Consider the following 13,906-nt stretch of genomic DNA (forward strand, 5'->3'; position numbering starts at 1 on the left):
GTCGGATGATTGCAGCGTCTGCACGCAACGCGGCTGCGCGAGCCTCACGGGCAACGCGCAGCCGTTTTGCTTTCGGGCCGCCTTCAGTCGTCGATGCGGATGCCGACCTTGATCGTGACCTGCCAGTGCGAGATCTGGTCGTTTTCGATCAGTCCGCGCGTTTCCACGACTTCGAACCAGTGCAGGTAGCGCAGCGTCTTCGACGCGCGCGCAATGGCGCAGCGGATCGCGTCGTCGCTGGATACCGTGGACGAGCCGGTAAGCTCGATCTGCTTGTAGACGTGGTCGCTCATGGCAGTGTCTCCTCGGAGGCCGCGCGGCTAGGGCGCGTCAATCGAGTATAGGTAACGCGCCACGATCCGGACGCAACATGGCCGTGTCCGGGGCCGGTTATCATGGCGCCTCGCACGAAGTCGGGCCTCGCCGTGCGCTTGCGACGAGGCGCGCGACGATTGGAGCAGACGAGGCAGGAGACGAAAAAGATGGACGAGCAGGTATTGGGCTTTTGCGGACCGGGACTGATGGGGGCGCCGATGATCCGCCATTTGCTACGCGCGGGGCACGCGGTTCGCGTGTGGAATCGCACGCCGGCGAAGGCCGAGGCGTTGGTTGCCGAAGGCGCGCAGGTGGCCGCGACGCCCGCCGAACTCGCGCGCGCCGCCGATGTGGTGCTGCTTTGCGTCGCGGATGCGGCAGCCGTCGAATCCGTGGTTTTCGGCGAAGAGGGCCTGCTGACCGATGCCCCCGGCAAAGGCGTGCGCGTGCGTCGTATCGTCGATCATTCGAGCATCCCGCCCGACGCGACGCGCAGGCTCGCCGAGCGCGCGGCGGCATATGGCGTAGGCTGGATCGACGCCCCGGTGTCGGGCGGCGTGGCGGGCGCGCAGAACGGCACGCTAGCGGTCATGGCGGGCGGTGCCATGGCGGACGTCGATGCCGTCACGCCGATCCTTTCCGCCTACGCAGCGCGCGTCACGCATATGGGCGCCGCCGGCGCGGGCCAGACCACGAAGCTGTGCAACCAGGCGATCGTCACGGCCACGGTCGCCGCGATTGCCGAGGCAGTCAGCCTTGCGCGCCGCAGCGGCATCGACGCGGCGAAGCTGCCCGAGGCGCTCGCGGGCGGCTGGGCCGATTCGACGCTCTTGCGCACGTTCGTGCCGCGCATGACGCAGGACGGGCTCGAGCCCATCGGCGCGCTCAAGACATTCCAGAAAGACGTAGACACGGTCGCCGCGGCCGCCGCGCAAACCGGCACGCCGATGCCCGTCTCCGGCACGGTCCAGCAATTGCTGCGTCTCGCGGCAGCGATGGGTCTTGCCCAGGCCGACTTCTCAGGTTTCATCGACGTGCTGCAGACGCCTCGCAAAGGCGAGGCCTGAGGCCATCGAGTCGCAGCGGGCGATGCGGCCCCGGTTGTAACGAACGCCGCTGAGCCGGCCTCATTCGGCGCCGCTTGCTGTGTCACGCTCGCGAGGCGGGGCCCTTCGCGCTTATGCGATCCGCACCGGTTTCGCGCGCCGTGCCGGTGCTCGCGAGGTACCGCCGTGCGGCCCTTATTGCTGGTCATTGCATGGTCCTCATGCGGCTGGAACTTGCGCGTGAAGTGGCATAACCTGCTAAAATTACAGGTTTTTCGTCGATCTACTTACCGGGACGCGCTGTGCTCTCTACCGCCAACATCACCATGCAATTCGGGCCGAAGCCCTTGTTCGAGAATATCTCGGTCAAATTCGGCGAAGGCAACCGCTATGGCCTGATCGGCGCGAACGGTTGCGGCAAGTCCACGTTCATGAAGATCCTGGGCGGCGACCTCGAGCAGAGCTCGGGCAACGTGATCCTCGAACCGAACGTGCGTCTGGGCAAGCTGCGCCAGGACCAGTTCGCGTACGAAGACGTGCGTGTGCTCGACGTCGTCATGATGGGCCACACCGAGATGTGGGCCGCGATGACCGAGCGCGACGCGATCTATGCGAACCCCGAAGCGACGGACGACGACTACATGCACGCCGCCGAGCTGGAGGCGAAGTTCGCCGAATACGACGGCTACACAGCCGAAGCGCGTGCGGGCGAACTGCTGCTCGGCATCGGCATCGGCACGGAATTCCACAATGGCCCGATGAGCGGCGTGGCGCCGGGCTGGAAGCTGCGCGTGCTGCTCGCGCAGGCGCTGTTCTCGAAGCCGGACGTGCTGCTGCTCGACGAACCGACCAACAACCTCGACATCAACTCGATCCGCTGGCTGGAAGATGTTCTGAACGAGTACAACTCGACGATGATCATCATTTCCCACGATCGCCACTTCCTGAACCAGGTCTGCACGCACATGGCGGACATGGACTACGGCACGCTCAAGGTCTGGCCGGGCAACTACGACGACTACATGCTGGCGTCGGCGCAGGCGCGCGAGCGCCAGCAGGCCGCGAACCAGAAGGCGAAGGAGCGCGTGGCCGACCTGCAGGACTTCGTGCGCCGCTTCTCGGCCAACAAGTCGAAGGCGCGTCAGGCCACCAGCCGCCTGAAGATGATCGACAAGATCAAGATCGAGGAATTCAAGCCCTCGTCGCGCCAGAACCCGTTCATCCGCTTCGAGTTCGAGAAGAAGCTGCACAACATCGCCGTGGTCGCGGAAGAGATCACGAAGACGTACGAGCGCCGCATCTTCAACAAATTCAGCATCAGCGTCCAGCCGGGCGAGCGTATCGCGATCATCGGCGAGAACGGCGCGGGCAAGACCACGCTGCTGCGTTCGCTGCTGGGCAACCTGCCGCTCGATAACGGCTCGGTGAAGTGGGCCGAGAACGCGAACGTGGGCTACATGCCGCAGGACACGTACGAAGAGTTCCCGAACGACGTCACGCTGATGGAGTGGATCGACCAGTACCGCCAGGAAGGCGACGACGAGCAGTCGGTGCGCGGCACGCTGGGTCGTCTGCTCTTCAACGCGGACGACATCCGCAAGTCGGTCAAGGTGCTGTCGGGCGGCGAGAAGGGTCGCATGATCTGGGGCAAGCTGATGCTCGGCCGCCACAATGTGCTGCTCATGGACGAGCCCACGAACCACATGGACATGGAATCGATCGAATCGCTGCAGATCGCGCTCGAAAAGTTCGAGGGCACGCTCGTGTTCGTGTCCCACGACCGCGAGTTCGTGAACGGTCTCGCCAACCGCATCATCGAGGTGAGGACGGACGGTACGATCAAGGACTACAGCGGCAACTACGAGGATTTCCTGGCGAGCCAGGGCTTGCATTGAGTTTCGATCGGCCTGATCGAGGCGTGAAACGAAAACGGGCGGCGCGTGAGCGTCGCCCGTTTTGTTCTTGAGGCCAGGCGGTGCGTGTTTCTATCGGCTTTACGTAAGCGTCAACCACGCTAGAATGCAGGATCGCCGCGGCAAGACCGCGCTGAAACTGCGAACGCTGAACACGAATACGGAGACAGAAGCCCATGAACCACTACACGCAGTTCTACATCAACGGCCAATGGGTCGCGCCGCACGGCAAGGGCACGATCGACGTGATCGACTCGGGCACCGAAGCGGTCATGGGCCGCATTCCCGAAGGCGTCGAAGCCGACGCCGAGGCGGCCGTCGCCGCCGCGCGCGCCGCCTTCGACGGCTGGGCGGCGACGCCCGCGGCCGAGCGCGGGGCCTTGCTGCAGAAAATCGCCGACAACCTCAAGGCCCGCACCGACGAACTCGCGCAAATCATCGCAGGCGAAGTAGGCATGCCGCTCAAGCTCGCGCGCGCCATTCAGGTGGGCGGCCCCGTGTACAACTGGGGCGCTTATGCGAAGCTCGCGAGCGCGTTCCAGTACGAGGAGCGCGTCGGCAATTCGCTCGTCGTGCGCGAGCCGGTGGGCGTCGTCGCGGCCATCACGCCGTGGAACTATCCGCTCAACCAGATCACGCTGAAGGTCGCCGCGGCGCTCGCCGCAGGCTGCACCGTCGTGCTCAAGCCTTCGGAGATCGCGCCGCTCAACGCGTTCGTGCTCGCCGAGGCGATTCACGAAGCCGGCCTGCCCGCAGGCGTGTTCAACCTGGTGACGGGCTATGGCCCGGTGGTCGGCGAACTCCTCGCACGCCATCCTGACGTCGACATGGTGTCGTTCACGGGCTCGACGCGCGCGGGCAAGCGCGTGTCGGAAGTGGCGTCGGCCACCGTCAAGCGCGTGGCGCTGGAACTGGGTGGCAAGTCGGCCGCCGTCGTGCTCGACGACGCGGACCTTGCAGCCGCCGTCAAGGGCACGGTGGCCGCGTGCTTTCTCAACTCGGGGCAAACCTGCTCGGCGCACACGCGCATGATCGTGCCCGAGTCGCGCTACGAAGAAGCGCGCGACCTTGCGAAGCAGGCCGCCGAGGCGTTCACGGTGGGCGATCCGCGCGACGAGAAGGCGAAGCTGGGCCCGCTCGCCTCGAAAGCGCAGCAGCAGCGCGTGCAGCAGTACATCGAGCGCGGCCTGGCCGACGGCGCCGAGCTCGTCACGGGCGGTCCCGGCATGCCGGAAGGCGTGACCCAGGGCTTCTTCGTGAAGCCGACCGTATTCGGCCGGGTACCGCGCGATGCGGCCATCGCGCAGGAAGAGATCTTCGGGCCGGTGCTCACGATTCTCACGGCGAAGGACGAGGACGACGCCGTGGCGATTGCCAACGACTCGCTCTACGGCCTCGGCGGCGCGGTCTGGGCCGGCAGCGACGAGCGCGCGGTGCGCGTGGCGCGCCGCATCCGCACGGGCCAGATCGACATCAACGGCGGCACCTGGAACATGGCCGCGCCGTTCGGCGGCTTCAAGCAGTCGGGACACGGCCGCGAGAACGGCGCGTATGGCCTGGAGGAGTACCTCGAATACAAGTCGATGCAATTCAAGGTCCCGAAATCCTGATGAGGCATCTCGTCGCGCCATCGCAAATCTTTTAGTGCGACGTGTTGATAAAAGTCATGAACGCGGATTCCCTTGCGGGTGTCCGCGTTTTTTGCTTGATGTTTGTCAATGTCATATATGGGGTACGCGCGACCATAAGCGCTTTGTCATCGACAGAGCACAACATGTTTCCTGCACACTCCTTCGCGCCGCTTCAGATCCGCGGCCGTCAACTCCTGCCAGTCGTGCAGGGCGGCATGGGCGTCGGCATCTCGGCGCACCGGCTGGCCGGCAGTGTCGCGCGCGAAGGTGCGCTCGGCACGATCGCGAGCATCGACCTGCGCCACCATCACAGCGACCTCATCGACATGTGCCGCGCCGACCCGCGGCATGAAACGCTCGCTCGCGCGAACCTCATCGCGCTCGGCCGCGAGATCGCGCAGGCGCGCAAGCTTGCCGGCGGCAACGGCATGATCGCCGTGAACGTCATGAAGGCGGTGAACGCGCATGCCGACTACGTGCAGGCCGCGTGCGAGCATGGCGCCGACGCCATCGTGATGGGTGCGGGCCTGCCGCTCGATCTGCCGGATCTCACGGCGGGCGTGGATATCGCGCTCGTGCCGATCCTTTCCGATGCGCGCGGCGTCGCGCTCGTGCTCAAGAAGTGGATGAAGAAGGGCCGCTTGCCCGACGCCATCGTGATCGAGCATCCCGCCCACGCGGGCGGCCACCTCGGCGTGACCGACATTGCCGACATGGGCAACGGGCGCTTCGCGTTCGCGCAGATTTTCGAGGAGCTCGAAGGCGTGTACACCACGCTCGGCATTACGCGGCGCGACGTGCCGCTCGTCGTGGCGGGCGGCATCAACAGCCACGAGGCGGTGCGCAAGTGGCTCGAGGCGGGCGCCAACGGCGTGCAGGTGGGCACGCCGTTCGCCGTGACCGAGGAGGGCGACGCTCACCCCGAGTTCAAGCGTGTGCTCGCCGATGCGAAGCCCGAAGACATCGTCGAGTTCGTGAGCGTAACGGGGCTGCCCGCGCGCGCCGTCAAAACGCCGTGGCTCGAACGTTACCTGCGCAACGAATCGCGCATTCGCGCCAAGATCGGCTCGCTCAAGCTCGCGTGCCCGACGGGCCTCGAATGCCTTTCGGCTTGCGGGCTGCGCGACGGCATCGAAAAGTTCGGGCACTTCTGCATCGACACGCGCCTTGCCGCGGCGTTGCGCGGCGACGTGTCGAACGGCCTGTTCTTCCGCGGCCGCGAGGCGTTGCCGTTCGGCAATGCGATCCGCAGCGTCCGTGACCTGCTGGAGCTGCTCCTGACGGGCGTTGCGCGGCCTGCGGCCGCACAGCGGGCGGCCTTTGCGCTGGCTTGAGCACGTGTCGAAACTGCGTCGGACCCCGTCTCCTGACGCCAGGTACGCCTCACGGAGGTCGGACTAACAGATAAGGGGAAGCCAACTCTCTCCCGAACGCCGGCTCGACCGGCGTTTTGTCTTTCAGGCGCGGTCTTTCTGGAAGCGCATGGCGGTGCCTTCGCGCTCGATGCGCTCCCACACGGCGCGTTTTTCCTCGTCGCTCAGGAACACCCAGTTGGAGACTTCCCCAGCGGTGCGGCCGCAGCCTTTGCAGATGTCGTCGAAGAGGGTCGAGCACACGCCGATGCAGGGGCTGTCGGGGAGGTCGTGGAGATTGGATGCCATTGAGGAGCCTTGGGGCGCGCCGATGCGCTCGGCGCGCCGGCTTCTGGACGAAACGCCGCTATGTTAACCGATACGGGGCGAGGCAGCCCTGCGCTCACTTTCGACGTGCCGCGACGATGCATGACGAATCCACCGCGCGACTGCAAGCCGACGGCAAGCCGATAGCAAGCTGGAGCGCGCGAGCCGGGGCGGGCTGCCCGGCACGTCGCGCGCATGCGCCACCGAAGCGGTTTTCTATGGACACGGCCCGTGAAACGGCTAAAATTGCGCGCGATTTACCGTCCGCGCGCGGATCGCCGAGATTTGACGGCCCATGTTCCGTTTGCGCGACACGTCGGCGTTTTTTTTCTTGCCGGGCATGTTTGATGGTAGGTTCGTGAAGTTCAGGGGAGTCGCGCATACGTGACACGATGCGCGGCGCGAGGCGAGGCAGCGGCCGGCGGAAACCGGTCAGGATCGGAGAACGGGATGAAGAAAGGAGTTGTGGCGCAACTGGCCGTGCTCGCACTGTGCGCGGCGCCGTGGATGACGTCGGTGGCGAAGGACACGCAGCTGAACGTGTACAACTGGTCCGATTACATCGCCAAGGACACGATTCCGAACTTCACCAAGCAGACCGGCGTTCAGGTCAAGTACGACAACTACGACAGCGACGACACTCTCCAGGCCAAGCTGCTCGCGGGCAACTCGGGCTACGACATCGTCGTGCCGACCAGCAACTACGCGGGCAAGCAGATCGCCGCCGGCATCTTCTCCCCGCTCGACAAGTCGAAGATCCCCAACCTCAAGTATCTCGATCCGCAACTGATGGCGCTCGTCGCCGGCGCGGATCCGGGCAACAAGTACGCGGTGCCCTGGGCGTACGGCACGACCGGCCTCGCCTATAACGTCACGAAGGCGCAGCAGATCCTCGGCAAGAACGTGCCGCTCGACAACTGGGACATTCTCTTCAAGCCCGAGAACATCTCGAAGCTGAAGGCCTGCGGCGTGTCCGTGCTCGACGCGCCGGACCAGATGTTCGCGGCCGCGCTGCACTACATCGGCAAGGATCCGCTCTCGACGAATCCGGACGACTATCGCGCGGCACTCGCGATGATGAAGAAGATCCGCCCGTACATCACGCAGTTCAACTCGTCGGGCTACATCAACGACCTCGTGGGCGGCGACATCTGCTTCGCCTACGGCTGGTCGGGCGACGTCGTAATCGCGAAGCACCGCGCGATCGACGCGAAGAAGCCCTACAAGATCGAGTACTTCATCCCGAAGGGCGGCGCGCCGATCTGGTTTGACGTGATGACCATCCCGAAGGATGCGCAGCACAAGGAAGCCGCGCACGAGTGGATCAACTACATCGAGACGCCGCAAGTCCACGCGGCGATCACGAACGCGGTCTATTACCCGAGTGCGAACGCGGAAGCGCGCAAGTACGTCGACAAGGACATCGCCAACGATCCGGCCGTGTACCCGCCGCCCGAAGTCCTGAAGACGCTGTTCCTGCTCAAGCCGCTGCCGCCTGAGATCCAGCGTCTGCAGACGCGTCTGTGGACCGAGTTCAAGTCGGGCCGCTGACACGGCAGTGTGCGGTAATTCCCGTTTTACCCCGAGCCCTCGGCAAGCTGCCGGGGGCTTTGTTCGTCAACGCCGTCCAGCATATGCGCAGAAACAGGCAGGGCAGAGAGAATCATGAGTGACCAGTCGAGCGCGCCGGCAGCCGCCGGTGCGCTGCCTTCGGGCTTCGCCGCGGCAAATCCGGCCGCGGACAACTTCGTGCAGATCGTCGATGTCGTCAAGAAGTTCGGCGAGACGACGGCCGTCAAGGGCGTCAATCTGTCGGTGAAAAAGGGCGAGCTGTTCGCGCTGCTCGGCAGTTCGGGCTGCGGCAAGTCCACCTTGCTGCGCATGCTAGCGGGTCTCGAAACCGTCACGTCGGGCAAGATCCTGATCGACGGCGAGGATCTCGCCTCGATGCCGCCGTACCGCCGCCCGGTCAACATGATGTTCCAGTCGTACGCGCTCTTTCCGCACATGACGGTGGAGGCGAACGTCGGTTTCGGGTTGCGCCAGGAAGGCGTGAAAAAAGGCGAGCTGAAAGACCGCGTGGCCGCAGTCCTCGAACTCGTGCAGATGACACGCTTCGCGAAGCGCAAGCCGCATCAGCTTTCGGGTGGTCAGCAGCAGCGCGTGGCGCTCGCGCGTTCGCTCGTCAAGCGCCCCAAGCTGCTCCTGCTCGACGAGCCGATGTCGGCGCTCGACAAGCAGATTCGGCAGCGCACGCAGATCGAACTCGTCAATATTCTCGACAAGGTCGGCGTCACCTGCATCATGGTCACGCACGATCAGGAAGAGGCGATGACGATGGCCGGACGCCTCGCCGTGATGAGCGAAGGCGAGATCGTCCAGCTCGGTACGCCGAACCAGGTCTACGAGTTCCCGAACAGCCGCTTCTCGGCGGAGTTCATCGGCTCGACCAATCTCTTCGACGGCAACGTGGTCGAAGACGAGCCCGATCACGTGTTCGTCGAGTGCGCGGACCTGCCGGTGCGCCTTTACGTGAACCACGGCATCACGGGCCCGCTCGGCATGCCCGTGACGATCTCGGTGCGGCCCGAGCGCATCGCGCTCACGCGCAAGCCGCCCGAAGGCGTGTTCAACTGGGGCAAGGGCGTCGTGAAGAACATCGCGTACATGGGCGGCTACTCGCTCTATCACGTGAAGCTCGATTCGGGCAAGACCGTGATCGCGAACATGTCGAGCCTCGCGCTCTCCGAGATCGACTCGCCGACGTGGGAAGACGAAGTCTATGTGCGCTGGAGCGCTTCGGCCGGTGTGGTGCTGACATCATGACTGGCGTGCTCAGGAACATCGTCTACTGGCCCGTCAAGCGTTTCAATCTGACGGGCCGCACGGCCGTGGTGGCGGGCCCTTTCTTCTGGCTGCTGCTGTTCTTCCTCGTGCCGTTCATCCTGGTGGTGAAGATCAGCTTCTCCGATCAGCAGCTCGGCATTCCGCCGTATACGGAGCTGACGTCGTACGCGGAGGGCGTGTGGCACATCGCGCTCGACTTCTCGCACTACGCGTTCCTGCTCCAGGACACGCTGTACTTCGCGACTTACGTGAATTCGGTGGTCGTGGCGGCGATCTCGACGCTGCTGTGTCTGCTGATCGGCTATCCGATGGCGTATTACATCGCACGCTCGAATCCCGCTACGCGCAACGTCCTCATGATGGCCGTCATGCTGCCGTTCTGGACGTCGTTCCTGATTCGTGTGTACGCGTGGATCGGCATCCTGAAGAACAACGGACTGCTGAACAATTTCCTGATCTCGACCGGCATCATTCATTCGCCGCTCGAGCTGTATCACACGAACACGGCCGTCTATATCGGCATGGTGTATTCGTACCTGCCATTTCTCGTGATGCCGCTCTACGCGCACCTCGTCAAGATGGACCTCACGCTGCTCGAAGCCGCCTACGATCTCGGCGCGAAACCGTGGCGCGCGTTCGTGGAAATCACGCTGCCGCTCTCGAAGAACGGCATCATCGCGGGCTGCCTCCTGGTGTTCATTCCGGCGGTGGGCGAGTACGTGATTCCTGAACTGCTGGGCGGCGCGAATACGCTGATGATCGGCCGCGTCATGTGGAACGAGTTCTTCGACAATGCCGACTGGCCGATGGCCTCCGCCGTGACCTGCGCGATGGTCGTCCTGCTGCTCGTGCCGATGGCGCTGTTCCAGCACTACCAGGCAAAGGAACTGGAGGGCCGCGGCAAATGAAACCCAATCGCGTACTGCAGTTCATTGCGCTCGGCCTCGGCTTCGCGTTCCTGTATATCCCGATCCTGAGCCTGATCGTCTACTCGTTCAACGAGTCTCAGCTCGTGACGGTGTGGACGCGTTTTTCCACGCGCTGGTATCAGGCGCTCCTCACGGACGACGAACTCATCACCGCCGCGTGGCTCTCGCTGCGCATCGCGCTGCTGACGGCCTTCGCCTCGGTGGTCATCGGCACGTGGGCGGGTTTCGTGCTCGCGCGCATGGGGCGCTTTCGCGGCTTCACGCTCTTCTCGGGCATGATCAGTGCGCCGCTCGTGATTCCCGAAGTGATCCAGGGCATTTCGCTGCTGCTGCTCTTCGTGGAAATGGGCAAGCTGATCGGCTGGCCCGCGGGGCGGGGCGTCTTCACGATCTGGATCGGCCACGTGATGCTGTGCATTTCGTATGTCGCCATCATCGTGCAGTCGCGTGTGCGCGAATTGAACCCGTCGCTCGAAGAGGCCGCGCTGGACCTCGGCGCGACGCCGTTCAAGGTGTTCTTCCAGATCACGCTGCCGCTCATCTCGCAGGCGCTCGCCGCGGGCTGGCTGCTCTCGTTCACGCTCTCGATCGACGATCTCGTGCTCTCCGCGTTCCTTTCGGGCCCGGGCTCGACCACGCTGCCGCTCGTCGTGTTCTCGCGCGTGCGCCTCGGCCTGAACCCGGAGATGAACGCGCTCGCCACGCTGTTCATCGCGGTCGTGACCGTCGGCGTGATCGCCGGCAACCACTTCATGCAGCGCGCGGAGCGCAAGCGCATGGCGATGGCGGTGTGATCGTCGTGACGCCTCGCGGCGCATGACAGAACGGCGCGCGGGCAATGTCCGCGCGCCGTTTGCTTTGGAGCGTCGAGCGCTGGAGGCTTACAGCCGATACCCCATGCGCAGCCCACCCCAGTGCCGCCCGTTCACGAAGATCGGCGCGGACGCGTCCTTCATCATGACGAACGTGCCGCCGCCCATGTCGCGGCGGTAGGTTTGCAGCAGGAAAGGCTTGGTGTGCGAGCCCGCGGCGCGGCCGGCGCGGTCGCTGAAGATGCGGTGATTGCGGCAGTTCGCTGCGTTCCACACCGGATCGGCGCCTTGCGGGTGCGAGAACTTTCGGTTGTGCGTCGGAATGTAGCCGCGCGGATCGATCGCCACGCAGAACGCGACGCGTTCGTCGAACGTCAGCAGCGGCTCGAGGATCGCGGGCAGCACGCGGTCGGTGAAGGCCGTGAAGCGCGTGAGGTGCTGCTGGGGGTTCGTGTTCGGCACCGGCGCATAGGCGTCGTCGAACAGCGCCGTCTCGCCGATTTCGCCGCGCGCGAGCGCGCCCTCGAACAGCTTGCCGACCTGGGCGGCCGCGTGCTGCACGGTCTCGATGAAGCGCGTGTCGTCGGTCTCGACGCCGGTGGCGGCGGATAGCTCGATGAGCGTTTCCGACACTTCGAGCAGCTTGCCGAGCTGATCCTTCGCCTGGACGAAATTGCGGCCCGAATCCTCGACGCCCGCGACCATCTCGCTCACCTGGCTTTCCAGCCCGTCGCACTTCGTTTCGATCTCGCCCGTGAGCTGGGCGATGTGGCCAGCGTGCTCGTCGAGCTGCAGGATCGCGTCCCCGGTGCTGTGCACGGCCTCGCCGATCGTGTGCGTGCCTTCGCGCACGCGATGCGCGCGTTCGGTGTTCGCGGTGCCTTCGGCGATGAGCTGTTCCGTCTGCTGCGTGAGCTGCCCGAGCGTCTGCTCGATCTGACCGGTCGCCTGGGCGGTTTTGGCCGAAAGGTTCTTCACCTCGGCCGCGACCACGGCGAAGCTCTTGCCCGAGTCGCCCGCACGCGCCGCTTCGATGGCGGCGTTGAGCGCGAGGAGCTGGGTTTGGCGCGCGATCAGCGAGATTTCCTCCGAAACCTTAGACACATGCGCGAGCGCGCTCTTGAGGGCCCGGATCTGCGTCTCGATGACGGTGACGCCTTCCACGAGACCGTGAATGTCGGCGAGCGATTCCTCGATGGTCTGCTGCGACTGCTGCACGGTGGCGGCGGTGCCGGTGCTCAGCTCGCGCATGGCGCGTGCCGCCGTGGCGATCTGGTGATTGCCGGCGAGGGTGTGCGCCGCCGATTCGCGCAGGGCGTGGCAGACCTCGGTCTGACGCTGCACGCGCGCGGCGACTTCGTCGACATGGCCCGCGACGTCGCAGATCTCGATGCCGAGCCTGCCAGCCTGTGCGGCAATGTCGCCGACGATCCCGGCGGATTTTCCGGCGCGGCGGCGACCGCGCAGGCCCAGCAAACGCAAACGTGTCATCGGGTGTCTCCATTGTCGGCGGCACCGCGCGTCCTGGCGCCTCGTGCCATCCCATGCATCGCTCCCGGCGCGTGATGGCAAAGCTGGCCACTGCGGACGACTGCGGGGAAGCTGCGTGCCCGGTCGTCAGCAGGTCCGATCGCCGGGCTATCTGAACTCGTTAACGGCGTGTAACACGGGGACTTGAGCGCGAGGCAGGCGCGGGGGCTATGATCGGGAACTCGGGCGCTTCCAGCGCGGACCGGCGCGAGCCGGCAACGAAGGGCGCAAGGGCGCGACGACGCAAGCAAGGTGATCGAGGCAATGTTCGAGGGAGCAGTTCAGGCAATCAGCGGCGGGAGTGCGCCGGTCGCGCTCTGGCAGCAACTGGTTCAGCTCTGGGAACTGATCGTGACGGTGTTGCGCTTCCTCTGGGAGCTTTTGAAGCTCCTCGGCGGCGGCGGTTGAACGACGAAAGGGCAGACGATGATCGACGATTCCACCCGGCGTTTTACCGACCGGGTTGCAGATTACGTGAAATACCGGCCGACTTATCCGCGCGAAGTGGCGACCTTCGTGCACGTGGAATGCGGTATCGCGCCGGGCGCGCCCGTGGCCGACATCGGCGCCGGCACGGGTCTCTCCACGAAACTCTTTCTCGATGCGGGCCACCCGGTGACCGCCGTCGAGCCGAATGCGGCCATGCGCGCCGCGGCGGACGAACTGCTGGGCGGCTACAAGGGCTATCGCAGCGTGGCGGGCACGGCGGAGGCGACGACGCTCGACGCCGCGAGCGTAGACCTCGCGAGCGCCGCACAGGCGTTCCACTGGTTCCGCAAGACCGAGACGAAGCGTGAATTCGCCCGCATCCTGAAACCGCGCGGCAAGATCGTGCTGTTCTGGAACAGCCGTCTGCTCCATGGCTCGCCGTTTCTGGAGGGCTACGAGGCGCTCCTGCAGCGCTTTTGCCCCGACTATGCGCGCGTGGCCGAGACGTATCCCGACTCGGCCGCCATGGCCGACTGGTTCGGTGAGGGCTTCGAGCACCAGACGGTGTTCCCCAACGCGCAACTGCTCGATTTCGACGGCCTGCGCGGCCGGCTGATGTCGTCGTCGTACGCGCCGCGCGCGGGCGACGAGCGACACGAACCGATGCTCGCGGCGCTGCGCGCGCTGTTCGAGGCGACACAGAAGGACGGCAGCGTGAACTTCGCCTACGAGACGCGCGTCTACGCGGGGCGGCCGCAACCCGCGTGAGCGCGGC

The 13,906-nt window shown here is 65.2% G+C and carries 13 protein-coding genes; 10 read left to right on the forward strand and 3 right to left on the reverse strand.

All coding sequences use genetic code 11. The features are described 5' to 3' along the window. Positions 1 to 83 precede the first annotated feature (83 nt). Complete coding sequence (locus VSR34_RS26120; protein WP_028211473.1) at positions 84 to 293, reverse strand: dodecin; 210 nt, start codon at positions 291 to 293, stop codon at positions 84 to 86. Between the two features lie 189 nt (positions 294 to 482). On the opposite strand from VSR34_RS26120, the gene VSR34_RS26125 reads away from it, so the two are divergent. The 4 genes from VSR34_RS26125 to VSR34_RS26140 all read left to right on the forward strand — a co-directional run bounded on the left by VSR34_RS26125 (position 483) and on the right by VSR34_RS26140 (position 6,239). After that, positions 483 to 1,382, forward strand: coding sequence for an NAD(P)-dependent oxidoreductase (locus VSR34_RS26125; protein ID WP_051390875.1), 900 nt, complete (start codon positions 483 to 485; stop codon positions 1,380 to 1,382). A 281-nt stretch (positions 1,383 to 1,663) separates the two neighbouring features. Then, entirely contained in the window at positions 1,664 to 3,256 is a 1,593-nt protein-coding gene (locus VSR34_RS26130) for an ABC-F family ATPase (protein WP_028211475.1), read from the forward strand. Between the two features lie 194 nt (positions 3,257 to 3,450). After that, positions 3,451 to 4,884: an aldehyde dehydrogenase family protein gene (locus tag VSR34_RS26135; protein WP_342963987.1), complete on the forward strand. Its 1,434-nt coding sequence runs from the start codon at positions 3,451 to 3,453 to the stop codon at positions 4,882 to 4,884. A 164-nt stretch (positions 4,885 to 5,048) separates the two neighbouring features. After that, positions 5,049 to 6,239 (forward strand): nitronate monooxygenase family protein, encoded by a 1,191-nt coding sequence (locus VSR34_RS26140; RefSeq protein WP_028211477.1) that lies wholly within the window; start codon positions 5,049 to 5,051, stop codon positions 6,237 to 6,239. 123 nt (positions 6,240 to 6,362) lie between these two features. On the opposite strand, the gene VSR34_RS26145 is transcribed toward VSR34_RS26140, so the two are convergent. Then, complete coding sequence (locus tag VSR34_RS26145) at positions 6,363 to 6,566, reverse strand: DUF1289 domain-containing protein (RefSeq protein WP_028211478.1); 204 nt, start codon at positions 6,564 to 6,566, stop codon at positions 6,363 to 6,365. A gap of 468 nt (positions 6,567 to 7,034) precedes the next feature. Between VSR34_RS26145 and VSR34_RS26150 the strand changes: the two genes are divergently transcribed. The 4 genes from VSR34_RS26150 (at position 7,035) to VSR34_RS26165 (ending at position 11,154) form a co-directional block, all read left to right on the forward strand. Further along, the gene (locus VSR34_RS26150; RefSeq protein WP_028211479.1) at positions 7,035 to 8,135 is read left to right on the forward strand and encodes a polyamine ABC transporter substrate-binding protein; all 1,101 of its coding nucleotides are present in this window, start codon (positions 7,035 to 7,037) and stop codon (positions 8,133 to 8,135) included. A 111-nt stretch (positions 8,136 to 8,246) separates the two neighbouring features. Beyond that, positions 8,247 to 9,410, forward strand: coding sequence for a polyamine ABC transporter ATP-binding protein (potA, locus tag VSR34_RS26155; RefSeq protein ID WP_028211480.1), 1,164 nt, complete (start codon positions 8,247 to 8,249; stop codon positions 9,408 to 9,410). Continuing rightward, entirely contained in the window at positions 9,407 to 10,339 is a 933-nt protein-coding gene (locus VSR34_RS26160) for an ABC transporter permease subunit (protein WP_028211481.1), read from the forward strand. The genes potA and VSR34_RS26160 overlap by 4 nt, the downstream gene beginning before the upstream one ends. Then, positions 10,336 to 11,154 carry an ABC transporter permease subunit gene (locus tag VSR34_RS26165; RefSeq protein ID WP_028211482.1) on the forward strand — a complete coding sequence of 273 codons (819 nt, stop codon included), beginning with the start codon at positions 10,336 to 10,338 and terminating at the stop codon, positions 11,152 to 11,154. The genes VSR34_RS26160 and VSR34_RS26165 overlap by 4 nt, the downstream gene beginning before the upstream one ends. Before the next feature lie 87 nt (positions 11,155 to 11,241). On the opposite strand, the gene VSR34_RS26170 is transcribed toward VSR34_RS26165, so the two are convergent. Further along, the gene (locus tag VSR34_RS26170; RefSeq protein ID WP_036018716.1) at positions 11,242 to 12,663 is read right to left on the reverse strand and encodes a methyl-accepting chemotaxis protein; all 1,422 of its coding nucleotides are present in this window, start codon (positions 12,661 to 12,663) and stop codon (positions 11,242 to 11,244) included. A gap of 303 nt (positions 12,664 to 12,966) precedes the next feature. Between VSR34_RS26170 and VSR34_RS26175 the strand changes: the two genes are divergently transcribed. Together VSR34_RS26175 and VSR34_RS26180 are read left to right on the forward strand one after the other, a co-directional pair. Beyond that, a complete protein-coding gene (locus VSR34_RS26175; protein WP_202905087.1) occupies positions 12,967 to 13,110 on the forward strand; it encodes a hypothetical protein in 144 nt (47 codons plus the stop codon). An 18-nt stretch (positions 13,111 to 13,128) separates the two neighbouring features. Continuing rightward, positions 13,129 to 13,899, forward strand: coding sequence for a class I SAM-dependent methyltransferase (locus VSR34_RS26180; RefSeq protein ID WP_028211484.1), 771 nt, complete (start codon positions 13,129 to 13,131; stop codon positions 13,897 to 13,899). Positions 13,900 to 13,906 lie beyond the last annotated feature (7 nt).

This window comes from Paraburkholderia sp. JHI2823 (assembly GCF_038900695.1).
GTDB classification, from domain to species: Bacteria; Pseudomonadota; Gammaproteobacteria; order Burkholderiales; family Burkholderiaceae; genus Paraburkholderia; species Paraburkholderia mimosarum.

Coding starts and splice junctions, on each gene's coding strand:
- VSR34_RS26135 (WP_342963987.1), top strand. CDS start 3,451: ATGAACCACTACACGCAGTTCTACATCAACGGCCAATGGGTCGCGCCG.
- VSR34_RS26165 (WP_028211482.1), top strand. CDS start 10,336: ATGAAACCCAATCGCGTACTGCAGTTCATTGCGCTCGGCCTCGGCTTC.
- VSR34_RS26140 (WP_028211477.1), top strand. CDS start 5,049: ATGTTTCCTGCACACTCCTTCGCGCCGCTTCAGATCCGCGGCCGTCAA.
- VSR34_RS26170 (WP_036018716.1), bottom strand. CDS start 12,663: ATGACACGTTTGCGTTTGCTGGGCCTGCGCGGTCGCCGCCGCGCCGGA.
- VSR34_RS26120 (WP_028211473.1), bottom strand. CDS start 293: ATGAGCGACCACGTCTACAAGCAGATCGAGCTTACCGGCTCGTCCACG.
- VSR34_RS26145 (WP_028211478.1), bottom strand. CDS start 6,566: ATGGCATCCAATCTCCACGACCTCCCCGACAGCCCCTGCATCGGCGTG.
- VSR34_RS26180 (WP_028211484.1), top strand. CDS start 13,129: ATGATCGACGATTCCACCCGGCGTTTTACCGACCGGGTTGCAGATTAC.
- VSR34_RS26125 (WP_051390875.1), top strand. CDS start 483: ATGGACGAGCAGGTATTGGGCTTTTGCGGACCGGGACTGATGGGGGCG.
- VSR34_RS26150 (WP_028211479.1), top strand. CDS start 7,035: ATGAAGAAAGGAGTTGTGGCGCAACTGGCCGTGCTCGCACTGTGCGCG.
- VSR34_RS26175 (WP_202905087.1), top strand. CDS start 12,967: ATGTTCGAGGGAGCAGTTCAGGCAATCAGCGGCGGGAGTGCGCCGGTC.
- VSR34_RS26160 (WP_028211481.1), top strand. CDS start 9,407: ATGACTGGCGTGCTCAGGAACATCGTCTACTGGCCCGTCAAGCGTTTC.